Origin of the sequence: Acidiphilium sp. PA, assembly GCF_026191915.1 — a bacterium.
Lineage (GTDB): Bacteria > Pseudomonadota > Alphaproteobacteria > Acetobacterales > Acetobacteraceae > Acidiphilium.
The window spans coordinates 272187-292307 of sequence record NZ_JAIMBY010000002.1 but is presented as its reverse complement, the minus strand read 5'-3'; the positions used below and the strand labels follow the sequence as shown (position 1 = coordinate 292307).

The 20121-nt window shown below is 66.3% G+C and carries 26 protein-coding genes; 15 read left to right on the top strand and 11 right to left on the bottom strand.

What is annotated here, in order from left to right:
* Positions 1-18 precede the first annotated feature (18 nt).
* The 6 genes from AruPA_RS04965 to AruPA_RS04940 all read right to left on the bottom strand — a co-directional run bounded on the left by AruPA_RS04965 (position 19) and on the right by AruPA_RS04940 (position 4466).
* Positions 19-546: a prepilin peptidase gene (locus AruPA_RS04965; RefSeq protein WP_265635536.1), complete on the bottom strand. Its 528-nt coding sequence runs from the start codon at positions 544-546 to the stop codon at positions 19-21.
* 103 nt (positions 547-649) lie between these two features.
* The gene (locus AruPA_RS04960; RefSeq protein ID WP_265635535.1) at positions 650-1072 is read right to left on the bottom strand and encodes an organic hydroperoxide resistance protein; all 423 of its coding nucleotides are present in this window, start codon (positions 1070-1072) and stop codon (positions 650-652) included.
* A gap of 52 nt (positions 1073-1124) precedes the next feature.
* Complete coding sequence (thiD, locus tag AruPA_RS04955) at positions 1125-1931, bottom strand: bifunctional hydroxymethylpyrimidine kinase/phosphomethylpyrimidine kinase (protein WP_265635534.1); 807 nt, start codon at positions 1929-1931, stop codon at positions 1125-1127.
* A complete protein-coding gene (gene glmM, locus AruPA_RS04950) occupies positions 1932-3314 on the bottom strand; it encodes a phosphoglucosamine mutase (protein ID WP_265635533.1) in 1383 nt (460 codons plus the stop codon).
* A gap of 31 nt (positions 3315-3345) precedes the next feature.
* Positions 3346-4194: a dihydropteroate synthase gene (folP, locus tag AruPA_RS04945; protein WP_265635532.1), complete on the bottom strand. Its 849-nt coding sequence runs from the start codon at positions 4192-4194 to the stop codon at positions 3346-3348.
* A 35-nt stretch (positions 4195-4229) separates the two neighbouring features.
* Entirely contained in the window at positions 4230-4466 is a 237-nt protein-coding gene (locus tag AruPA_RS04940) for a hypothetical protein (RefSeq protein ID WP_265635531.1), read from the bottom strand.
* Positions 4467-4639: 173 nt separating this feature from the next.
* Between AruPA_RS04940 and AruPA_RS04935 the strand changes: the two genes are divergently transcribed.
* From AruPA_RS04935 to AruPA_RS04920, 4 genes are read left to right on the top strand one after another with little or no spacing between them, the layout of a single operon-like run.
* A complete protein-coding gene (locus AruPA_RS04935; RefSeq protein ID WP_265635530.1) occupies positions 4640-5509 on the top strand; it encodes an alpha/beta hydrolase in 870 nt (289 codons plus the stop codon).
* 9 nt (positions 5510-5518) lie between these two features.
* Positions 5519-6184 carry a glutathione S-transferase gene (locus AruPA_RS04930; RefSeq protein WP_265635529.1) on the top strand — a complete coding sequence of 222 codons (666 nt, stop codon included), beginning with the start codon at positions 5519-5521 and terminating at the stop codon, positions 6182-6184.
* On the top strand, positions 6181-6657 hold the full coding sequence (locus tag AruPA_RS04925; protein WP_265635528.1) for a copper chaperone PCu(A)C: 477 nt from the start codon (positions 6181-6183) through the stop codon (positions 6655-6657). Before AruPA_RS04930 ends, AruPA_RS04925 begins: the two co-directional genes overlap by 4 nt.
* 11 nt (positions 6658-6668) lie before the next feature.
* On the top strand, positions 6669-6968 hold the full coding sequence (locus tag AruPA_RS04920) for a 4a-hydroxytetrahydrobiopterin dehydratase (RefSeq protein ID WP_265635527.1): 300 nt from the start codon (positions 6669-6671) through the stop codon (positions 6966-6968).
* A gap of 195 nt (positions 6969-7163) precedes the next feature.
* On the opposite strand, the gene AruPA_RS04915 is transcribed toward AruPA_RS04920, so the two are convergent.
* From AruPA_RS04915 to hslV, 3 genes are all read right to left on the bottom strand, one after another.
* Entirely contained in the window at positions 7164-7886 is a 723-nt protein-coding gene (locus AruPA_RS04915; protein WP_265635526.1) for a hypothetical protein, read from the bottom strand.
* Positions 7887-8074: 188 nt separating this feature from the next.
* The gene (hslU, locus tag AruPA_RS04910; RefSeq protein ID WP_265635762.1) at positions 8075-9391 is read right to left on the bottom strand and encodes an ATP-dependent protease ATPase subunit HslU; all 1317 of its coding nucleotides are present in this window, start codon (positions 9389-9391) and stop codon (positions 8075-8077) included.
* Positions 9391-9942, bottom strand: coding sequence for an ATP-dependent protease subunit HslV (gene hslV / locus AruPA_RS04905; protein WP_265635525.1), 552 nt, complete (start codon positions 9940-9942; stop codon positions 9391-9393). The genes hslU and hslV overlap by 1 nt, the downstream gene beginning before the upstream one ends.
* 104 nt (positions 9943-10046) lie before the next feature.
* Here hslV and AruPA_RS04900 point away from each other — a divergent pair, with 104 nt between their 5' ends.
* The gene (locus tag AruPA_RS04900) at positions 10047-10493 is read left to right on the top strand and encodes a phosphate-starvation-inducible PsiE family protein (protein ID WP_265635524.1); all 447 of its coding nucleotides are present in this window, start codon (positions 10047-10049) and stop codon (positions 10491-10493) included.
* A gap of 9 nt (positions 10494-10502) precedes the next feature.
* Here the strand turns inward: AruPA_RS04900 and AruPA_RS04895 are convergent, their stop codons facing one another.
* Together AruPA_RS04895 and AruPA_RS04890 are read right to left on the bottom strand one after the other, a co-directional pair.
* A complete protein-coding gene (locus AruPA_RS04895) occupies positions 10503-10925 on the bottom strand; it encodes a GFA family protein (RefSeq protein ID WP_265635523.1) in 423 nt (140 codons plus the stop codon).
* 106 nt (positions 10926-11031) lie between these two features.
* Positions 11032-11661, bottom strand: a complete 630-nt coding sequence (locus AruPA_RS04890; RefSeq protein ID WP_265635522.1) for a glutathione S-transferase family protein — start codon at positions 11659-11661, stop codon at positions 11032-11034.
* Between the two features lie 163 nt (positions 11662-11824).
* On the opposite strand from AruPA_RS04890, the gene AruPA_RS04885 reads away from it, so the two are divergent.
* The 10 genes from AruPA_RS04885 to nagA all read left to right on the top strand — a co-directional run bounded on the left by AruPA_RS04885 (position 11825) and on the right by nagA (position 19867).
* Positions 11825-13222, top strand: coding sequence for an MFS transporter (locus AruPA_RS04885; RefSeq protein WP_265635521.1), 1398 nt, complete (start codon positions 11825-11827; stop codon positions 13220-13222).
* Positions 13223-13409: 187 nt separating this feature from the next.
* Positions 13410-14000: an imidazoleglycerol-phosphate dehydratase HisB gene (gene hisB, locus AruPA_RS04880; RefSeq protein WP_265635520.1), complete on the top strand. Its 591-nt coding sequence runs from the start codon at positions 13410-13412 to the stop codon at positions 13998-14000.
* Positions 13997-14632, top strand: a complete 636-nt coding sequence (hisH, locus tag AruPA_RS04875; RefSeq protein WP_265635519.1) for an imidazole glycerol phosphate synthase subunit HisH — start codon at positions 13997-13999, stop codon at positions 14630-14632. The genes hisB and hisH overlap by 4 nt, the downstream gene beginning before the upstream one ends.
* Complete coding sequence (locus tag AruPA_RS04870; protein WP_265635518.1) at positions 14632-15189, top strand: GNAT family N-acetyltransferase; 558 nt, start codon at positions 14632-14634, stop codon at positions 15187-15189. The genes hisH and AruPA_RS04870 overlap by 1 nt, the downstream gene beginning before the upstream one ends.
* Complete coding sequence (locus AruPA_RS04865) at positions 15189-15329, top strand: hypothetical protein (protein ID WP_265635517.1); 141 nt, start codon at positions 15189-15191, stop codon at positions 15327-15329. The genes AruPA_RS04870 and AruPA_RS04865 overlap by 1 nt, the downstream gene beginning before the upstream one ends.
* Positions 15329-16069, top strand: a complete 741-nt coding sequence (hisA, locus tag AruPA_RS04860; protein ID WP_265635516.1) for a 1-(5-phosphoribosyl)-5-[(5-phosphoribosylamino)methylideneamino]imidazole-4-carboxamide isomerase — start codon at positions 15329-15331, stop codon at positions 16067-16069. The genes AruPA_RS04865 and hisA overlap by 1 nt, the downstream gene beginning before the upstream one ends.
* Positions 16063-16827 carry an imidazole glycerol phosphate synthase subunit HisF gene (gene hisF / locus AruPA_RS04855; protein ID WP_265635515.1) on the top strand — a complete coding sequence of 255 codons (765 nt, stop codon included), beginning with the start codon at positions 16063-16065 and terminating at the stop codon, positions 16825-16827. The genes hisA and hisF overlap by 7 nt, the downstream gene beginning before the upstream one ends.
* A gap of 13 nt (positions 16828-16840) precedes the next feature.
* Positions 16841-17410: a phosphoribosyl-ATP diphosphatase gene (locus AruPA_RS04850; protein WP_408858571.1), complete on the top strand. Its 570-nt coding sequence runs from the start codon at positions 16841-16843 to the stop codon at positions 17408-17410.
* Positions 17407-17796, top strand: a complete 390-nt coding sequence (locus tag AruPA_RS04845) for a histidine triad nucleotide-binding protein (RefSeq protein ID WP_265635514.1) — start codon at positions 17407-17409, stop codon at positions 17794-17796. The genes AruPA_RS04850 and AruPA_RS04845 overlap by 4 nt, the downstream gene beginning before the upstream one ends.
* 4 nt (positions 17797-17800) lie before the next feature.
* Positions 17801-19867, top strand: coding sequence for an N-acetylglucosamine-6-phosphate deacetylase (gene nagA / locus AruPA_RS04840; RefSeq protein ID WP_265635513.1), 2067 nt, complete (start codon positions 17801-17803; stop codon positions 19865-19867).
* Positions 19868-20121 lie beyond the last annotated feature (254 nt).

Genomic DNA, 20121 nt, shown 5'->3' with positions numbered 1-20121 from the left:
GCCCTCCCGGACGAGCGATCAACGCGGCACCATGGGCGTGAAGTTGACCCAGGCCGATAGCGCGATGGCGACGCCGTAGGGGATTGATCCGCGCCGCCGCGCCCGCCATTGCTCCGCGCGCCAGACCCGCACGATCCAGTGGCGCGAGGGCGGCGGGTCTGCAATGGGCCGCCGTCCGCGGACCAACAGGCGCAGCATCAGATAGGCCATCGCGACGCCGCCGCCGAACAGGATGACGCGGAGCGAAAACAATCCCTGCGCCGCCGCGCTGGGGGGGATCAGCAGGGAGCAGGCGGTCCAGAATTTGACGTCGCCGCCGCCGATCAGATGCAGCAGCCAGACACCCGTCAGCACCGTGAACATCACGAGCGTGACGGCGATGCCTGGCACCAGATCATGATTGAGCAGCCGGAATGGCAAGGCCAGCGCGATGACGGCGGCACTGAGGCGGTTCGGGATCAGCCGGACCGAGATGTCGCAGGCCGCCGCGTAAAGCAGGCAGATCGCGATCAGCCCCGTCCAGGCCTGGACCAGGCCGCTCATCATGATACGGCACCCATCGGGCGATGCTGGGAGACCGGGGCCGATGCCAGGGGCGAAACGAGGACCATGGCATCGGCTTTAACCGATAGACCTTAACAAACGATGATCAGGCGACGGTAAACCGGCTGTCGATGTTGCCGCGTGTGGCGTGGGCGTAGGGGCAGACGATTTCGGCTTTTTTCACCAGCTCTTCGGCCTGCGCCTTGTCCATCCCGGGGATCGAGACGGTCAGGTGGGCGGTGATGCCGAAGCCGGTGCCATCGTCGCGCGGGCCGATGCCGATATCGGCGGTCACCTTGGTTTCGGCCGGCACCTTCACCTTCTCCTGGCCCGCGACGAATTTCAGCGCGCCGAGGAAACAGGCGGAAAAGCCGACGGCGAATAATTGCTCTGGATTGGTGCCGGCGCCGTTGTCGCCACCGAGTTCCTTCGGCGTGCTCAGATCGAGATCGAGCTTGCCATCATCGGTCGCGCCATGACCGGTGCGCCCGCCGGTGGCGTGGCCGTGGGCGTGATAGAGTGTTTTCATTGCGATGACCTCCTTGGTTTATGGCCCGCAACAGATCAGGACGATCCGCCTGTCATGCAAGGGGGCGAACCGCTGCCGCGGCATGGCCCATCGGGCCGTGGCCGGCGCCAAACCCCGGCGCGGCACGCAGGGCTGCCTGCAGGAAAGCCTGCGCGCGGGTGATTGCCGCCGGCAGGTCGAGCCCTTCGCCCAGGCCGAGCGCGATGGCGCTGGCCAGGGTGCAGCCGGTGCCATGGGTGTGGCTCGTCTCGATGCGCAGCTGGGGAAATGACTGGACATCATCGGCGGTGATCAGCCGGTCGATCAGTACGCTGGCATCGAAATGCCCACCTTTCAACAGGACCGCGCGCGCCCCGCGATCGCACAGAGTACGGGCTGCCGCGATCCCATCGTCCGGCGTGTCGATCGTGCGGCCGGAGAGTTTGGCGGCCTCGTGGCGGTTGGGAGTGATCAGGGTCGCCAGCGGCACCAGGTCCCGCAGCATTATGGCGACCGCATCGGGGTCGAGCAGGGCCGTGCCGCTGGTGGCGGCGAGGATCGTGTCGAGCACGATCGGCAGGGATCGTGGCAGCGGTGCGATTGCGGCGGCGATGGTTTCGACCATCGCCGCGCTGCCGAGCATGCCGATCTTGATGGCATCGACACCGATATCGGCCAGCGCCATGGCGATCGCGCGGCCGACCAGAGCGGGCGGGATCGGCGCGATCGCCTGGATCGCGACGGTATCCTGCGCGGTGACGGCGGTGATCGCAGTCATGGCATAGCCGCCCAACGCGGTGATGGTCTTGATATCGGCCTCGATGCCGGCACCGCCGCCGCTGTCGGAGCCGCCGATCGCGAGGATGCGCGGCGGGCTCAATCAGGCCACGGAATGGGCCGAGGCCGCCTCGATCACGGCACAGAGTTCATCGACGATGGCGACGATCTGCGCTTCGTCCTCGCCCTCGGCCATCACGCGGATCAGCGGTTCGGTGCCCGAGGCGCGGATCAGCAGGCGGCCGGTGCCTTCGAGGCGCTTTTCCGCGACGGCCTGGGCGGCGAGCACGGCGGCGCTGTGCAGCGGTGAAGCGCCCTGGTAGCGCACGTTGCGCAGGCGTTGCGGCAGCGGCTCGAACAGGCGGCAGACCGCGCTGGCCGGCCGGCCGTCGCGCACCAGCACCGCGAGCACCTGCAGCGCGGCGATCAGACCATCGCCGGTGGTGGCGAAATCGGACAGGATGACATGGCCCGATTGTTCGCCGCCGAGATTGAGGCCGCGGGCGCGCATGGCTTCGGCGACGTAGCGGTCGCCGACCGTGGTGCGGTGCAGGCCGAGGCCGATACCGGCGAGGTAGCGTTCGAGCCCGAGATTGGACATGACCGTGGCGACCACTTCGGTGCCGGCGAGCCGGCCATCGGCCTGAAAGGCGCGCGCGATCAGGGCGAGGACCTGATCGCCATCGATGATGGTGCCGCGTTCATCGACCAGGATGACGCGATCGGCATCGCCATCGAGGGCAACGCCGAGATGGGCACCGTGCTCGATCACCGCGGCGGAGAGAAAGCCCGGCACGGTCGAGCCGCAATCCTTGTTGATGTTGAACCCGTCCGGGTTGATGCCGAGGGGGATCACCTCCGCGCCGAGTTCCCACAGCGCGGCGGGGGCGACCTTGTAGGCGGCGCCGTTGGCGCAATCGAGCACGACGCGCAGCCCGTCGAGCCGCAGGCCGCGCGGCAGGCTCGCTTTCGCGGATTCGATATAGCGGCCGCCCGCATCGACCAGGCGGATGGCGCGGCCGAGCGAGGAGGCGTGGGCCAGACGGTCGCTGAGGTCCCGCGCCATCAGCTCTTCGATTTCAGACTCGGTTTCATCGGAGAGTTTCGCGCCGTCCGGGCCGAACAATTTGATCCCGTTGTCCTCGAACGGGTTGTGCGAGGCGGAGATCACCACGCCGAGATCGGCACGCAGGCTGCGGGTGAGCATGGCGATGGCCGGGGTGGGCAGCGGGCCGGCGAGCGTGACATCCATGCCCGCGCCGATGAAGCCCGCGGTCAGCGCCGGTTCGAGCATATAGCCCGACAGGCGGGTGTCCTTGCCGATGATGACCTGATGGCGATAGGTGCCGCGGGTGAACAGCAGACCGGCGGCCTGGCCGAGCTTGAGGGCGATTTCCGCCGTCATCGGGGCGACGTTGGCGCGGCCGCGGATGCCATCGGTGCCGAACAGGCGGCGGGGGCGGGTTTGAGGGGCGATCTGGTTCATGACCGGAGCGAAGTCCTTTTCGTTACAATAATCAAGCCGGTTCGAGTGCGTGCCATACGCGCAGCGCCTGCGCCGTGCCGGCGACGTCGTGCACGCGGAGAATGGCAGCACCGTGGCGGGCGGCGAACAGGGCGGCCGCGAGCGAGGCAGGGTCGCGCGCCGCTGGTTCGGGCACACGGGCGATGTCGCCGATGAAGCGTTTACGCGAGACTCCGACCACGAGGGGGTGACCGAGCGCACACAGCCGGTCGAGCCCGCGCAGCAGGGCGATGTTCTGGTCGGCGATTTTGGCGAAGCCGAAGCCGGGGTCGAGCGCGATGGCGGCCGGTGCGATGCCGGCGGCGATCGCGGCATCACGACGGGCGGCGAGTTCGTCGATCACCTCGGCGAGGAGATCAGCGTAGTGGGCCTGGCAGTTCATGGTCGCGGGGGTGCCGCGCATGTGCATCAGGATGACCGGGCAGCCGCGGTCGGCGAGGAGCCTGGTGGATCGGTGATCGTGGCGGAGGGCCGAGACGTCGTTGATGATGGCGGCGCCGGCATCGAGGGCCGCGGCCATGGTGGCGGCGTTGCGGGTATCGACCGAGACGACCGCGCCGGCATCCGCCAGCGCGCGGATGACCGGGATGATGCGCGCGGCTTCGATGTCGGGCGGCACCGGGGTGGCGCCGGGGCGGGTCGATTCACCGCCGATGTCGATGATGTCGGCGCCGGACGCGCGCAGGGCGAGGCCGTGGGCGATGGCGGCGGCGGGATCGGGGTTGGCACCGCCATCCGAAAAACTATCCGGCGTGACGTTGAGGATGCCCATCACGAGCGGGGTGGTCAGCGGCAATCCAGCCCAGTGCGGCACTGCGGGTTGGGTGGGATGATCCGGCATGCGGCGGGCATAACCGGATTTCGGCGCCGCGCCAATCAGAGGGATGGCATGGTGATGTCGCTGCCCGATCCGCCGGTGCCGGAGGTGCCGAACAACGCGGTGCCGTGGTGGTGATGATTGGCCGATGAATTGGCGGTCAGGCCGTGGTTGGTGGCCTGGAGCTGTGCGAGGGTTGCCTGCAGGGCCGCGGTGAAGGCCGGTTTGGCGGTGGACGCCTGACCGCCGGCATAGGCGATCGGCTGGGCGGCGGCGGACGTGATGGGAAGTATCATGGCGGGCTCTCCTGACGGTGGATGATATTTTGGTAGGCAGGGATGCGCTTTGCAGATAACGTGCCAGATGAGATGCGATGCTGTGCCTGGTGTTTCCCGGTCGGCGCTCGGCCAAAACGACCCACCCGGCATGATGTGCCGGGCAGCAACTGCCTAGCCATTGAATCAGCCGCATGAAACTGCCCAGTCAGATCGATCTCTTGAATGCCTATGCGCCGCGCTACGGGACGGCGCTGACGCGCGACGTGGTGTACGGGCCGAACCCGTATCATCGGCTCGACATCTATCGGCCGGCACGCCAGCGCGGCCCGCTGCCGGTGGTGGTGTTTTTTTACGGCGGGTCGTGGCAGAGCGGCGCGCGGGCGGAGTATCGGTTCGTCGGCGCGGCCTTGGCGCGGCGGGGGTTGATCGTGGTGGTGCCGGATTATCGGCTGTATCCGGACGTGCGGTATCCCGACTTCATTCATGATGCCGCGCAGGCGACGGCGTGGGTGCTGGGCGAGATCGCGGCTTATGGCGGCAATCCCGAGGCGGTGTTCGTCGCCGGGCATTCGGCGGGCGCTTATCTGGCGATGATGCTCGCGCTGGCGCCGGTGTATCTGGCGGGGGCGAAATCTGACCGGCGGTTGCTGGCGGGCGCGATCGGGCTGGCGGGGCCGTATGATTTTCTGCCGATCACCGGGCCGGTGTATCGCAAGATTTTCGGGCAGGCGGCCGATCTGGTCGATACCCAGCCGATCGCGCATGTCGATGCCGAGGCACCGCCGTGCCTTTTATTGACCGGCGCGCAGGACCGGCTGGTCGCGCCGGCCAACACGGCTTCGCTGGCGGCCGCGCTGCGGGCGGCGGGTGCGAGCGTGGATACCAGGGTTTATCCGGGCATCGGGCATATCCGGTTGCTGCTATCGACCGTGCCGCCGCTCAACCTGGCGACGCCGGTGCTTGCGGATATCCGCGCGTTCGTAACGCAGACGGTGCAGGCGCGGCTGGCGGCGGCGGCGGCGCGGCCGCGCGATATGGCCGGGCGGGCGAATCCGGGCTAATCCTGGTTCATGGATCAGGCACACGCTGTTTTATATATGGGGAGCCGGCGGTATTCGTCGTGGTCGCTGCGGGGGTGGCTTGCGGTGCGCTGTGCGGGGATTTCGGCGGAGGAACGGGTGATCCCGCTGTCCGGCGGGCATACCGCGGCAGTGCGGGCGGTTTCGCCGTCCGGGTTCGTGCCGTATCTGGAGCATGATGGCGCGCAGGTGTGGGACAGTCTGGCAATTCTGGAATATTGCGCGGAGATTGCGCCCGGGCTGTGGCCGGGTGAGCGGGTGGCACGGGCGTATGCGCGGGCGATCAGTGCGGAGATGCACAGCGGGTTTCGGGATTTGCGGATCGCGATGCCGATGAATTGCTGCCGCAGCTTTCCCGGGCGGGGTATCACGCCGGGGAGTGCGGCGGACATCGAGCGGATCGTCGCGATCTGGCTCGAGGCGCGGGGGCGGTTTGGTGGGGCGGGGCCGTATTTGTTCGGTGCGACGCTGACGGGGGCGGATATCATGTTCGCGCCGGTGGTTGCGCGGTTTTTGACCTATGAGCCGGCGCTGCCCGCGGCGGCGCGCGCGTATATGGCGGCGGTGCGGCTGCATCCGCTGGTGGCGGCGTGGTATGAGGGCGCGGCTGCGGAGCCGGAATCCTGGATGATCGACAAATATGAGGCCATGACATGAAATTTCTTGCCGCGATGACCGCGGGGCTGGTGTTGTGCGGGGCGGCGGCGATGCCGGCGCTGGCCAAGAGCGACGAGACGGTGCCGCTGGGCATGACGGTCGGGCACGGGTGGACCCGGCAGACGAAGGCGCGAGGCCAGACCACGCCGGCCTATTTCACGATCCATAACGCCGGGACGACGCCGGACACGCTGGTTTCGACCAGTTGCCCGATCGCGCATCATACGCTGCTGCTCGACCGGTCGGGGCAGGCTGTGGGCGGGTTGGTGATCAAACCGGGGGAGACGGTGACGCTCGCGCCGGATCGGACCCATCTGATGCTGCAGCAGAACCGGTTTCGGTTCTATGCGCATGCGATGATCCCGTGCAGCGTCGATTTTCTCGATGCGGGCAAGGTGATTTTGTATCTGCATGTCGAACCCGATGACGCCAAGGCGTATGAGCAGGTGCGCCGGCCGATCGTGAAGAATTGAGGCGAGGCAGCATGGTCGAGAAACTGACGGATGCGGAGCGGGCGGCGCTGGTGGATCTGCTGCCGGCCTGGAGTTTCGCGCAGCAGGCCGAGGGCGGGCTCGATGCGATCGAACGGAAATTCGTGTTCAAGGATTTCGCGGCGGCGTTTGCGTTCATGACGCGGGTGGCGCTGCTGGCGGAAGCGCAGGACCATCATCCCGATTGGTCGAATGTGTATAATCGGGTGTCGATCCGGCTGTCGACCCATGAAGCGGGCGGGTTGTCGGAGCGGGATATCAAACTGGCGCAGGCGATTGATCTGATTGGGTAGGGCCAGAAGGAAGGAAGGCTTCTTTTTTGTAAAAAAGAAGCAAAAAATTTTCTTTAATCTGGTCACGGGCGTTTTCACCGGCACGGACCCAAATTAACAAAGTTTTTTTTGCTTCTTTTTTGTTCACAAAAAAGAAGTGCTTCCCTTATTTTCGTGCTTTTCGTTGCGTTATCGTAACAAATAGGGCGCGAAAAATCATGGCCCCTTCCGCCACATTTTTTTGACGTCGAACGACGGGATGAAGGGTTGGTGCCAGGGCGGCACGGGCGGTGGGGGTGCGCCGAACTGGTCGTAGAATTGTTCGGGTGTGAGGTCGATGCTGCCGTCGGCGTTGAATTTGTATTTGCCCGTGCGGTCTGGCCGGTGCCTGGGTTTACGGATGCGCTTGGGGCGCGGTTTGGCGGGTTGCGGCCGTTTCAGATGGTCGGGCAGGCGGATGCCGAGCATGTGGCAGAGCGGGCGCAGGGCGCGGGCGGTGCCGGGGTGGGCGGCGACGAGTTCGGTGGTTTCGGCGAGGCTGAGGAGGTGCTCGATCTGGTTGATGTAGCTGTTGGTGTTGCAATGCGGCACGACGCGCCGGACCCAGCCGAAGCTGCGCGGCAGGATGGGCGGCGGGCCGGGGAAATAGGCCGCGGGCCAGTTGGGGGGTGGTTTGGCGGGTCTGGCGGCGGCGGGTCTGGCGGCGGCGGGTTTGGCGTTGGGGTTTGGTTTGCGCAGGCGGACGGGGCGCGGCGCGGTGGTGGCAAGGACGGTGAAGCGGCGGAACAGCTGCGCGATGCGGGCGTTGATCATCCAGAGGAGGGGTGCGGACACGGCGAGGCGTTTGCCCTGCTCGGCGATGGTTTCGCGCAGCAGGCGGACGCTGTAGGCGAAGCGGTCTTGCAGGGAGGTGGGGAGGAAGCTCGGGGTCCAGGGCACGTCTGCACCATAGGACGCGACCCCGGGGGGTGAGAAAGCGGAAAATGCGGGGGTCGGTGGATTTCGGGATGGCGCGGGTGTTGCGCCGTTGGAAAATTCGGCCGGTTTTTTTGGAAGCGAAAGCGTTTGTTAACGAATGTCCCCGTAAATGGGCGCGGCGGGTGCCGCGCGCACTGACGGGTTCGGGATCAGAGGATGAAGCGGCTGAGGTCGCCCTTGGCGGCCAGGGGGGCGACTTTTTCGTGGACGAGGTTGGCATCGACGCTGATGGATTCGCCGGTGCGGTCGGTCGCGCCGAAGCTGATTTCCTCGAGCATGCGTTCGAGGACGGTGGCGAGGCGGCGGGCGCCGATGTTTTCGACGCGGTCGTTGATATCGGCGGCGAGGCTCGCGATCGCGTCGATCGCGGCGTCGGTGAAGTCGAGATGGACGTTTTCGGTGGCCATCAGGGCGACGTATTGCTTGAGGAGGGAGTGTTCGGGTTCGGTGAGGATGCGGCGGAGATCGTCGCGCGAGAGCGGGGCGAGTTCGACCCGGATGGGCAGGCGGCCCTGGAGTTCGGGCAGCAGATCGGAGGGTTTGGCGATGTGGAAGGCACCGGAGGCGATGAAGAGGATGTGGTCGGTCTTGACCGGGCCGTATTTGGTCGAGACGGTGGTGCCTTCGATGAGGGGGAGCAGGTCGCGCTGCACGCCTTCGCGCGAGACATCGCCGCCGCGGAAGCCGCCTTCGGTCTTGGCGCAGATTTTGTCGATTTCGTCGAGGAAGACGATGCCGTGGTTTTCCGCATGGCTGCGCGCGTCGGCGGTGAGCTGGTCGGTGTCGAGCAGGCGGTCGGCTTCCTCGCGGTTGAGCGCGGTGCGGGCGGCGGCGACGGTCATGCGTTTGCGGCCCTGCTGGCGGCCGAACATGGATTTCATCATTTCGCCGATATTGGCGGCACCGCCGGGGGGCATGCCCGGCATATCGAGCTGGCCGATCATGGCGGCGGGGTTTTCGGCGACCTCGATGTCGATTTCCTTGTCTTCCAGCTGGCCGTCGCGCAGCATGGTGCGGAAGCGGGATTTGGTGTCGGCACCGGCGCCTTCGCCGACCAGGGCGGTGAGCAGACGGTCCTCGGCGGCGAGTTCGGCGCGCGCGGCGACACCCTTGCGATTGGCATCGCGCAGCATGGTGATGGAGATTTCGACCAGATCGCGGATGATGCTTTCGACATCACGGCCGACATAGCCGACTTCGGTGAATTTGGTGGCCTCGACCTTGATGAAGGGGGCCTGGGCGAGTTTGGCGAGGCGGCGGGCGATTTCGGTTTTGCCGCAGCCGGTCGGGCCGATCATCAGGATGTTTTTCGGGACGACTTCCTCGCGCATGGCTTCGGGGAGTTGCTGGCGGCGCCAGCGGTTGCGCAGCGCGATGGCGACGGCGCGTTTGGCGTCGTTCTGGCCGACGATGAAACGGTCGAGCTCGGAGACGATTTCGCGGGGGGTGTAGGTCGGGCTGTCGATCACAGGGTTTCTACAATCAGGTTGTGGTTGGTGTAGATGCAGATGTCGCCGGCGATTTTCATGGCGCGGCGGGCGATGTCCTCGGCGGTGAGACCCTCGACGGTGAGCAGGGCGCGGGCGGCGGCAAGGGCGAAATTGCCGCCCGAGCCGATGGCGATGATGCCGTCTTCGGGTTCGAGCACGTCGCCATTGCCGGTGAGGGTGTAGGAATGGATGCCATCGGCCACCGCCATCATGGCTTCGAGGCGGCGGAGGTAGCGGTCGGTCCGCCAGTCTTTCGCCAGTTCGACGCAGGCGCGTTCGAGCTGGTTGGGGAAGCGTTCGAGCTTGGCCTCGAGGCGTTCGAGCAGGGTGAAGGCATCGGCGGTGGCGCCGGCGAAACCGGCGAGGACGGCGCCGTTGCCGATGCGGCGGACCTTGCGGGCGTTGCCTTTCACGACGGTGTTACCGAGGCTGACCTGGCCATCGCCGGCCATGGCGACCGCGCCGTTCGCGCGGACGCAGAGGATGGTCGTGCCGTGCCAGCCGACCGGATCGTGCGGGTTTTCCATGCGAGGGAGATGGCATCGCGCGGGCGTTCCGGCAAGCGCGACAATTTCAGATGCGCGCCGGGCGCGGGCGGGGTATGCAGCGATGAAACAAACAGGGCGGTGGGATGAAACACGGGATCGAGTCCAAGGCGTATCATTATTTCGAGATCGTCGTGGTGCAGGTGCTGACGCTGCTGATGGCGGTGGTGGTGGTGGCGGCGCTGCTGCATCTGATCCTGAATATTCTGCACGATATTTTCTTCACCAGTTTCGATCCGACCAATCCGGCGATTTTTCAGGCGGTGTTCGGGGCGATTTTCACGGTGGTGATCGCGCTGGAGTTCAAGCGGTCGATTCTGGTGACCAGCGAGCGGGCCGAGGGATTGGTGCGGGTGCGGGTGGTTATACTGATCGGGATGCTGGCGATCGTGCGCAAGCTGATCATTCTGGATCTGGGCAAGGGGCAGTCCGAGACGCTGTTTGCGCTTTCGGCGGCGTTTCTGTCCCTCGGGGCGGTGTATTGGCTGGTCCGCGATCAGGACCGGCGGGATGGCAACCAGGGCGTGGATTGAGCGGCGCGCTCAGGCCGCGGGCGGAGGCGTCTGGCGGGGCAGGTTTTCCAGCGTGTGGTCGATCATGCCCCATTCGGGCGCGCGTTCGGTCCAGATGAACCCGTCCGGCCGGCCGAGGGATGGATCGTCGAGCGTACCGGCGCGGACCGCGAGCAGGCCCGGTGCGGCGGCGGATTCGCCGAACAGCGGCGTGCCGCAGCGGGGGCAGAACGATCGTTGCACCGCGTGGCCGCTATCGGCGGTGGATTGATAGGTGCTGAGCGGGCCGGTGATGGTGAGGTGGTCCTTGACGAAGACCACGTTGATCGCGGCGTTGCCGGCGGCGAGATACTGGCAGTCCCGGCACCAGCAGGCGCGGCTGGCGAAGGGCGCCAGGCTCGATTGAAAGGTGACGCTGCCGCACAGGCAGCGCCCGGTGATGGTGGGTGCCATGGTCGTGACCTTCTGCACGGGTTGCGCGGGCGGTTCGGGGCCGACAGTGTAAGAGACCCGCTGGTTATCGCCGGAAACCGTGCATCGGCGCAATGAAAATCGGGGGTCAGCCGGGTTGGGTGGATTTGAAGGACGGCAGGGCCTGGATGGCGGACCACCAGGCGGCGAAGCCGGGGATGTCGAAGATGGTTTCGGCATCCGGCGTCATTGCGACGTAGGCGACGATGGGTGCGAGGTAGAGATCGGCGAGGCTGAGATCGCCGGCGATGAAGGGCGACGCGCCTTTGGTCTGCATGGCGAGGGCGAGCACGGTGCGGCCGTTTTCGATGCCGGATGCGCGGGCGGCTTCGTTTTTGCCGCCGACGAAATCGGGGAACAGGTGGTAGGCGGCGACACCGCCAAGCAGCGCGCCGTAACCGTAGGAATCGATCAGGCCGATGATCATGTCCATGCGCGCGCGGTCCTTCGGCGTGGCGGGGATGAGCGCGGGGCCGGCGAGGATGTCGTTCAGGTAGCGGGTGATGGCGCTGGTTTCGAGGATGCGCAAATCGTCATGATCGAGCACGGGGACCTTGCCGAACGGGTGGCGCGCGCGGTGTTCCGCTTGTCTTGGTTCGCCGGCGAGGACGTTGATCTGGTGTTGTTCGAAATCGGTGACGCCTTTTTCGGCGAGGACCATTTTGACGGTGCGGACGTAGGTGGAGGCATCGAAGCCCCAGAGGATGAGAGCGGACATGGTGGTTTCCTTCGGGTGGACGCGGGGATGCGGCTGGTCAGCGGCATTGGACCGGATGGGCTCGATTGTCCAGCGACGCCGTGCCGGGGCCGGATGACGCTTGCCAAAAGCAGGGCGGGCGGGCTTAACAGCGCATAAATCATCAGCTGCGGGGGGTTTTACCATGTCGGGGCAACATTCGGCGGCGATCGCGGCACGGCTCGACCGGCTGCCGCCGTCGCGCACGGTCTGGACCATCATTGTGCTGATCTCGCTGGGCGGCGTGTTCGAGTTCTATGATCTGTTCTTCACCGGGTATGTGGCGCCGGGGATGATCGGGTCGGGACTGTTCAAGCCGGCGTCGCTCGGGGTTTTTGCCTCGCTCGGGGCGCTGAAGGTGGCCGGGTTCGGGACGTTCGTATTCGCGACATTCGCGGGGCTGTGGCTCGGGGCGCTGGTGTTCAGCCAGGTGGCCGACCGGTTCGGCCGGCGCATCGTGTTCACCGGTTCGTTGATCTGGTACATGGTGTGCACCGCGATCATGGCGTTTCAGACCAGCGGTTTTGCGCTGGATATCTGGCGGTTCATCGCAGGCGTCGGCATCGGGGTGGAGCTGGTGACGATCGATACGTTCATTTCCGAGATGATTCCGCGCGCCGAACGTGGGCGGGCGTATTCGATCAATCAGACGATCACCTTTGCCGTGGTGCCGGTGATCGCGTTTCTGGCCTATGTTCTGAAGGGCAGCAGACCGTTCGGGCTGGATTACTGGCGCGTGGTGATCCTGGTCGGGTCGGTCGGGGCGCTGGTGGTGTTCTTGCTGCAGCGCGGCATTCCCGAGAGTCCGCGCTGGCTGGCGCGGCATGGGCGGATGGCGGAGGCGGACGCGATCGTCGGCGAGATCGAGCGCAAGGTGATGGCCGAGACCGGGCGGCCGCTGCCGCCGCCGCAGCCGGCGGCGCCGGAGGAGGACGGCGCCGGGTCGTTTTCCGAGATTTTCGGCCCGCAGTATCTCAAGCGCACCATCATCCTGTCGGTGTTCAACATGGCGCAGGTGATCGGGTTCTACGGGTTTGCCGCCTGGGTGCCGACGCTGCTGATCCATCGCGGCATTCATGTGACGGCGAGCCTGGAATATGCGTTCATCATCGCGATCGCCAATCCGTTCGGGCCGTTGATCGGCACGCTGTTCGCGGATCGGCTGGAGCGCAAGACGCAGATCATCGGCGGGCTGGCGGTGATGGGCGTGGTGATCGCGCTGTTCGCGATGAGCAACGCCCCTGCCCTGCTGATTGCGCTCGGTGTGTTGTTCACGCTGGCGGCGAATGTCATGTCCTTCGCCTATCACGGGTATCAGCCGGAATTGTACCCGACGCGGATTCGCGCGCGGGCGGTGGGGTTCGTGTATTCGTGGAGCCGGATTGCCGCGGCGTTCGCGGGACTCGCGATCGGGATCTTGTTGAGCGATTACGGAGTGCCGGGGGTTGCGGTGTTCATCGGCGCGGCCATGCTGGTCGGGATCGTGATGATCACGCTGGGGCCGTCGACGCGGGGGTTGGCGCTGGAGCAGATCAATCATTGAAGGAAGCACTTCTTTTTTTGGAAAAAAAGAAGCAAAAAAACTTTTATTTGCTGGGTCGGTGCTGGTGAAAAGGCCTGGGGCCTAGATTAAGGAAGTTTTTTGCTTCTTTTTTTCAAAAAAGAAGGACTTCCTTAACCACGCGGCCCGCAAGATTGGCGGGCCGATCTTTTTGGGCTAGGCAGCGCGGATGAGCCGCAACGCAACCATCAGTCGTAAAACTTCCGAAACCGCGATCGAGTTGATGCTTGATCTGGATGGCACGGGGCATACCGAAATCGCCACCGGGATCGGGTTTTTCGACCATATGCTGACCGCGTTCGGGCGGCATGCGATGATCGACCTTGATGTGCGGGCCGAGGGGGATCTGCATATCGATGCGCATCATACCATCGAGGATGTTGGTATCGTGCTGGGCCAGGCGATCCGCGAGGCGCTGGGCGACAAGCGCGGAGTGACGCGGTTCGGGTTTGCCGCGGTGCCGATGGATGAGGCGTTGTGCGAGGCGGCGATCGATTTGTCGGGGCGGGGGTTTCTGGCGTTCAACGTCGCGTTCGAGCGGCCGATGCTCGGGGATATGGATACGCAACTGGTGCAGGAGTTTTTCCAGGCGGTGGCGGCGAACGGGCAGTTTGCGCTGCATGTGAACCAGCGGGCCGGGCATAATGCGCATCATGTCGCCGAGGCGGCGTTCAAGGCGGTGGCGCGGGCGCTGCGGATGGCGGTTGAGCCGGATGCGCGGGCGGCGGGTGCGGTGCCTTCGACCAAGGGGGTGCTTTGAGGATCGCGGTGATCGACTACGGCAGCGGCAATCTGGCTTCGGCGGCGCGGGGGCTTGAGCTCGCGGCGGCGCGGTGCGGGATCGGGGCGGTTGTGACGATCAGCGATGATCCCGATGTGGTCGGGCAGGCCGATCGGATCGTGCTGCCGGGCCAGGGCGCGTTCGCCGATTGCGCGCAGGGGCTGGCGGCGCGGCCGGGGCTGGCGGCGGCGATGCATCGGCGCGTGGATGACGGGGCGCCGTTTCTGGGCATTTGCGTCGGCATGCAGTTGATGGCGGCGCGCGGGTTGGAGCATGGCACGACGGCGGGGTTCGGCTGGATTGCCGGCGATATCGCGCCCATCGAGGCAGACGGCTTGCGGCTGCCGCATATGGGGTGGAACGAGCTGGTGTTCACGCCTGGCGCGCATCCGTTGCTGGACGGGCTGAAGACCGGCGATCATGCGTATTTCGTGCATTCCTATGCGCTGCGCACCGATGCGCCGGCGCCGGTGATTGCGACGACCGATTATGGCGGGCCGGTGGTCGCGATGGTGGCGCGCGGCAACCGGGCGGGGACGCAGTTTCATGTCGAGAAGAGCCAGGAGGTCGGGTTGACGATTCTGGGTAATTTTCTGCGGTGGAGTCCGTAATGACGATCGCACCGATCCGCGACATGCCGCCGCCGGAGTCGCTGGCGGTCGACCGGCTCGCGGTGATCGGGGATGACGACATGCAGGCGCTGTGCGAGGCGGCGGATGCGGCGATCATCGATGGTGGGGGATTCGGCTGGATCAAGCCGCCGGGGCGAGCGGCGCTGGAGCAGTATTTTCGCGGCGTGGTCATGGTGCCGGAACGCGAGTTGTTCGTGGGGCGAATGGACGGCACGATCTATGGCGCAGCACAGTTGGTACGGCCACCGCGCAATAACGAGGCGCAGGCGTTCGGTGCGACGATCGCGCTGAATTTCGTGGCCCCCTATGCGCGCGGGCACGGGCTGGCGCGGTTGATTTTGCGGCGGGTCGAGGATCGGGCGCGGGCGCTGGGGTATCAGGTGTTGAACCTCGATGTGCGCGATACCCAGCAGGCGGCGATCGCGCTGTATGAAGGGGCGGGATTTCTGCGCTGGGGGACGCATCCGGCCTATGCACGGGCGGAAGGACGAACCGTGGCGGGGCATTTTTATTATAAATTGTTGCAGGCGCAGTGATGAGACGAGAAGAAGAAGGCTTCTTTTTTGTAAAAAAGAAGCAAAAAACTTTTTTTCGCTGGGGCATGGGCGTTGAAACCGGTATGGGCCGAACGAATAGAAGTTTTTTGGTTCTTTTTTACAAAAAAGAACACTTCTGATGTCCTTGACCCTCTATCCAGCGATCGACCTGAAAGACGGCGCCTGCGTGCGCCTCAAGCGCGGCGCGATGGACCAGGCGACGGTGTATGCCGATGACCCGGCGGCGCAGGCGCGGCGATTCGAGGCGCAGGGGTTTACCGCGCTGCATGTGGTCGATCTGAATGGCGCGTTTGCCGGCAAGCCGGTGAATGCCGCCGCGGTGCGGGCGATTCTGGCCGCGGTGCGCATGCCGGTGCAGCTCGGCGGCGGCATCAGGGATATGGCGGGGATCGAGGCGTGGTTGGCGCTGGGGGTTGCGCGTGTGATTCTGGGCAGTGCGGCGGTGAAAAATCCGGCGCTGGTGCGCACGGCGGCGGCGGCGTTTCCGGGGCGGATCGTGGTCGGGATCGATGCGGCAGAGGGGATGGTGGCGACCGAGGGCTGGGCCGAGGTTTCGACGCTGGCGGCGACCGACATGGCGCGGCGGCTGGAGGATGCGGGGATTGCCGCGATCATTCACACCGATATCGCGCGCGATGGCATGCTGGCCGGGTTGAACCTGGCGGCAACCGAGGCGCTGGCGCGATCGGTTGCGATACCGGTGATTGCGTCGGGCGGGGTGGCGGGAATTGGCGACATCATTGCCCTGCGCGCGGCGGCGGGGCGGACGGGGAATATCGTGGGCACGATCATCGGGCGGGCGTTGTATGATGGCAGCCTCGATCCGGCGGCGGCTTTGGCGGAGGCCGGGACGTGCTGAAACTGCGGGTGATCCCATGCCTCGATGTGAAGGACGGGCGGGTCGTCAAGGGTGTCAATTTCGTGTCGTTGCGCGACGCGGGCGATCCGGTCGAGCAGGCGCTGGTGTATGACGCGGCGGGCGCCGATGAGCTGACGTTCCTGGATATCACGGCGAGTCATGAGAACCGGGACACGATCATCGATGTGGTGTCGCGCACCGCGGCGCGGGTGTTTCTGCCACTGACGGTGGGCGGCGGGATCAGGAGCACCGAGGATATGCGGCGCCTGTTGCTGGCGGGGGCCGATAAATGCAGCATCAACTCGGCGGCGATCGCGCGGCCTGACTTTATCAACGAGGCGGCACGGAAATTCGGCAGCCAGTGCGTGGTGGTGGCGGTGGATGCGCGGGCGGTGGCGGCGGGAAGGTGGGAGATTTTCACCCATGGCGGGCGCCAGCCGACCGGGATCGACGCGGTTGCGTGGTGCGGCGAAATGCAGGCGCGCGGCGCGGGCGAGATTCTGCTGACCTCGATGGACCGGGACGGCACCGGCAGCGGGTTCGATCTTGCATTGCTGCAGGCGGTGGCGGGGGCGGTGACGATTCCGATCGTCGCGTCGGGCGGGGTTGGCACGCTCGATCATTTCACCCAGGGCGCGCGGGTCGGCGCGACCGGGCTGCTGGCGGCCAGCGTATTTCATTTTGGTCAATTTACGATTTCAGAGGTCAAGGCGAGCTTGCACCGCGCCGGCCTGCCGGTCAGGCTGACCGGATCATAACGCAGAGGATTGCATGCCCAAGAAACTTTCCAAAACCGATACGATGCTGCCGGACGCGGCGGTGAGCGGCAAGAACGGTAAAACCAAGGCCGTGAGGGCGAAGACCGCGAATGCCAAGGTGGCCAAGACGAAGGCGGCGAAAACAAAGGCGGCCAAAGTTAAGGCGCTGAAGGCCAAGATGCCGGTGGCAGCACGGTTCGCACCGGTGCCGCCGCTCGATCCGGAGGCGCCGGATGCGCGGGTGATGGACCGGCTGTGGTCGACGATTATTGCGCGCAAGAACGCCGATCCGCTGATCAGCCATTCGGCGCGGCTGCTCTCGCGCGGGGTGAACAAGGTGGCGCAGAAATTCGGCGAGGAATCGGTCGAATGTCTGATCGAGGCGGTGGCGGGGAATCGGGACGCGCTGATCGCGGAAAGTGCCGATGTGCTCTATCATCTGCTGGTGATGTGGGTCGCGGTGGGGCTGCGGCCGGAGGATGTGTGGAGCGAGCTGAAGCGGCGCGAGGGGATTTCCGGAATTGCCGAGAAATCGGCGCGGCCGGTCATGTTGTCGATCGCGGAGACGAGGAAGATTCCATGAATTTGAAGCCTGGCGTGAGCGGCAAGCCGCCGTATGATGATCAGAACGTGTTCGCGAGGATTTTGCGCGGGGAGATCCCGTGCCGCACAGTGTTCGAGGACGCGTTCGCGCTGGCGTTTCACGACATCAACCCGCAGGCGCCGCATCATGTGCTGGTGATCCCGAAGGGGCGGTATGTCGCGTTCGCCGATTTCGCGGCGAACGCTTCGGAGGCGGAGATCGCGGGATTCATCCGCGCGGTGGGGCATGTGGCGCGGCTGCTCGGGTTCGAGGACAGCGGCTATCGGCTGCTCGCGAATATGGGGCCGGACAGCCACCAGGAAGTGCCGCATCTGCATGTTCATATCTTCGCGGGCCGCCCGCTGGGGCCGATGCTGGCAGGCTGAGCCGATGATCATCGCGGCACCGCGTCTGCTGATCGATGGCGCGATCATCGGGCCGGGCGGCGTGGTGGTCGAGGATGGCCGGATCGTGCTGGTGCTCGATCATGCGCCGGATGAGGCGGATGTGGTGCTGACCGAGGGCGTGCTGGCGCCCGGGCTGATCGATCTGCACAACAACGGCGCGTTCGGGATCGATTGCGCGACGGCGGCACCTGCGGATTTCGCGGTGCTTTGCCAGCGGCTGGCGGCGTGCGGGGTGACGGGTTTTCTGCCGACGGTGATTACCGCGCCGATCGATCGGTTGCAGGCGGCGGCGGCGCGGATCGATGCGGCGATGCGCGCGCCGGCCGGTGACGAACCGGGTGCGGCGCTGCTGGGATTGCATCTGGAGGGGCCGTTTCTGGCACCCGCGCGGCGCGGGGCGCATCGGGCGGATTGGTTGATGGCGCCGGATGCCGCGGCGCTCGATGCGCTGCTGGGGGATGCGGCGATGCGCCGGGTGCTGCTTGTGGTGACGCTGGCACCGGAACTGCCCGGGGCGATGGCGGCGATCGGGCGGCTGGTGGCGGCGGGGATCGTCGTGTCGCTGGGTCATACCGATGCGGATGCCGCGTGTGCGACGCGCGCGGTCGATGCCGGGGCGCGGCTGGCGACGCATGTTTTCACCGCGATGCGGCCGTTTCATCATCGCGACCCCGGGGTGATCGGGGTGGCGCTGGCGGATGAACGGATCGCGCCGTGTTTCATTGCGGATGCGGTGCATGCCGACGGGCTGAGCCTGCGGCTGGGGTTTGCCGCGGCAGGCCGGCGGGCGGTTGCGGTGACGGATGCGGTGAGCCTGGCCGGGATGCCGGACGGGTATGCGGCGGAGTTCGGCGGCGGGCCGGCGATGGTGCGCGACGGCGCTGTGCGGCGGCCGGATGGCACGCTGACCGGGGCGGTGATCGCGCTTGATGAAGGGGTGCGGCGGTTGATCGCGGCGGGGATTGCGCCGGCGGCGGCGCTGGAGGCCGCGACCGCGGCACCGGCGCGCGCGCTGGGCCTGACAGATCGGGGGCGGCTGGCGGCGGGGCTGCGGGCGGATCTGGTCTGGTTCGATGATGCGTACCAGGTGCGCAACTGCTGGATCGCGGGGGTTGCGATCAGGCCCGTGGCGCGACCGGTGCGGCGCGCGGCGACGCTGCCGTTGACCGAGGCGGTGCGGACTGACCTCGATGATCTGGATATGCGGCCGAGTGCGGCGATCATTGCGGTGCTGCTGGCGCAGGAGGCGGCGGCGCAGGCGGCGTTGCGGCATGCCGCCCCTGCCCTCGCCCGGCTGGCCGATGCGGTCGCTGCGCGGCTGGCGGCGGGCGGGCGGCTGTTCTACGCCGGGGCCGGCACTTCGGGGCGGTTGGCGGTGCTGGATGCGGTCGAATGCGGGCCGACGTTTTCGCTGCCGCCGGGGGTGATCATTCCCTTGATCGCGGGTGGCGCGGCGGCGGTGAGCGGCGCGGTCGAGGGTGCCGAGGATGAGGCGCAAGCGGTGACGGGGCTGCTGGCGGCTCATGCGATCGGGCCGGGGGATGTTCTGGTTGGGATCGCGGCCTCGGGCGCGACGCCGTTCACGCTGGCGGCGATCGCGGCGGCCAGGCGGGCCGGGGCGTTGACCGGCAGCATCACCAACAGCGGCGGGCCGATTGCCGCGGCGGCCGAGATTGCGGTGGTGATTGCGACCGGGGCGGAGGTGATCGCGGGATCGACCCGGCTGTCGGCGGGGACGACGCAGAAGATCGCGCTGAATTGCCTGTCGAGCACGGTGATGATCCGGCTGGGCAAGGTGTTCGGGCCCTATATGGTCGATCTGAAGCCGACCAATGCGAAGCTGCGCGCGCGGGCGGCGCGTATCGTCGCGGCGATTGCACCGTGCGAGGTTGCGGCGGCGGCGCGGGCGCTGGCGGATTGCGGCCATGAGGTGAGCACCGCGATCATCGCCGTGCGGTTCGGACTGGGGGCGGATGCGGCGCGGGCGCATCTGGCGCGGTGCGGGTTTCGCTTGCGCGCGGCGCTGGCGGCGGATGGAAGACGCGGCTGAGGCTGCGCCGGTGGTCGTCTCGTGCGTTGGAAGGCCGGATCATCAAGGTTTTTTTGCGAAGTCCGGCCCCGTGGCGCTTGCGCAGGGGCGGAAAAATGCGTAATTGCTAGGCTGGCTGCGGATATTGTGTTCGCGGCTCATTCCTGTTCGGGAATGTTTTTTCAATCCGCCCGGCGTCGCCGGGCAGTCGAGGCTCGATCGCCCGCATACCAAACCGGCCGCGCAAGCGGTCTTGTTTCAAGGATTCAAGCGAC

Bases quoted from the DNA above. Each gene is read 5' to 3' on its own strand.
- AruPA_RS04965 (WP_265635536.1), bottom strand. From the start codon at position 546: ATGATGAGCGGCCTGGTCCAGGCCTGGACGGGGCTGATCGCGATCTGC.
- AruPA_RS04960 (WP_265635535.1), bottom strand. From the start codon at position 1,072: ATGAAAACACTCTATCACGCCCACGGCCACGCCACCGGCGGGCGCACC.
- glmM (WP_265635533.1), bottom strand. From the start codon at position 3,314: ATGAACCAGATCGCCCCTCAAACCCGCCCCCGCCGCCTGTTCGGCACC.
- folP (WP_265635532.1), bottom strand. From the start codon at position 4,194: ATGCCGGATCATCCCACCCAACCCGCAGTGCCGCACTGGGCTGGATTG.
- AruPA_RS04940 (WP_265635531.1), bottom strand. From the start codon at position 4,466: ATGATACTTCCCATCACGTCCGCCGCCGCCCAGCCGATCGCCTATGCC.
- AruPA_RS04935 (WP_265635530.1), top strand. From the start codon at position 4,640: ATGAAACTGCCCAGTCAGATCGATCTCTTGAATGCCTATGCGCCGCGC.
- AruPA_RS04930 (WP_265635529.1), top strand. From the start codon at position 5,519: ATGGATCAGGCACACGCTGTTTTATATATGGGGAGCCGGCGGTATTCG.
- AruPA_RS04925 (WP_265635528.1), top strand. From the start codon at position 6,181: ATGAAATTTCTTGCCGCGATGACCGCGGGGCTGGTGTTGTGCGGGGCG.
- AruPA_RS04920 (WP_265635527.1), top strand. From the start codon at position 6,669: ATGGTCGAGAAACTGACGGATGCGGAGCGGGCGGCGCTGGTGGATCTG.
- hslV (WP_265635525.1), bottom strand. From the start codon at position 9,942: ATGGAAAACCCGCACGATCCGGTCGGCTGGCACGGCACGACCATCCTC.
- AruPA_RS04900 (WP_265635524.1), top strand. From the start codon at position 10,047: ATGAAACACGGGATCGAGTCCAAGGCGTATCATTATTTCGAGATCGTC.
- AruPA_RS04895 (WP_265635523.1), bottom strand. From the start codon at position 10,925: ATGGCACCCACCATCACCGGGCGCTGCCTGTGCGGCAGCGTCACCTTT.
- AruPA_RS04890 (WP_265635522.1), bottom strand. From the start codon at position 11,661: ATGTCCGCTCTCATCCTCTGGGGCTTCGATGCCTCCACCTACGTCCGC.
- AruPA_RS04885 (WP_265635521.1), top strand. From the start codon at position 11,825: ATGTCGGGGCAACATTCGGCGGCGATCGCGGCACGGCTCGACCGGCTG.
- hisB (WP_265635520.1), top strand. From the start codon at position 13,410: ATGAGCCGCAACGCAACCATCAGTCGTAAAACTTCCGAAACCGCGATC.
- AruPA_RS04870 (WP_265635518.1), top strand. From the start codon at position 14,632: ATGACGATCGCACCGATCCGCGACATGCCGCCGCCGGAGTCGCTGGCG.
- AruPA_RS04865 (WP_265635517.1), top strand. From the start codon at position 15,189: ATGAGACGAGAAGAAGAAGGCTTCTTTTTTGTAAAAAAGAAGCAAAAA.
- hisA (WP_265635516.1), top strand. From the start codon at position 15,329: ATGTCCTTGACCCTCTATCCAGCGATCGACCTGAAAGACGGCGCCTGC.
- AruPA_RS04850 (WP_408858571.1), top strand. From the start codon at position 16,841: ATGCCCAAGAAACTTTCCAAAACCGATACGATGCTGCCGGACGCGGCG.
- AruPA_RS04845 (WP_265635514.1), top strand. From the start codon at position 17,407: ATGAATTTGAAGCCTGGCGTGAGCGGCAAGCCGCCGTATGATGATCAG.
- nagA (WP_265635513.1), top strand. From the start codon at position 17,801: ATGATCATCGCGGCACCGCGTCTGCTGATCGATGGCGCGATCATCGGG.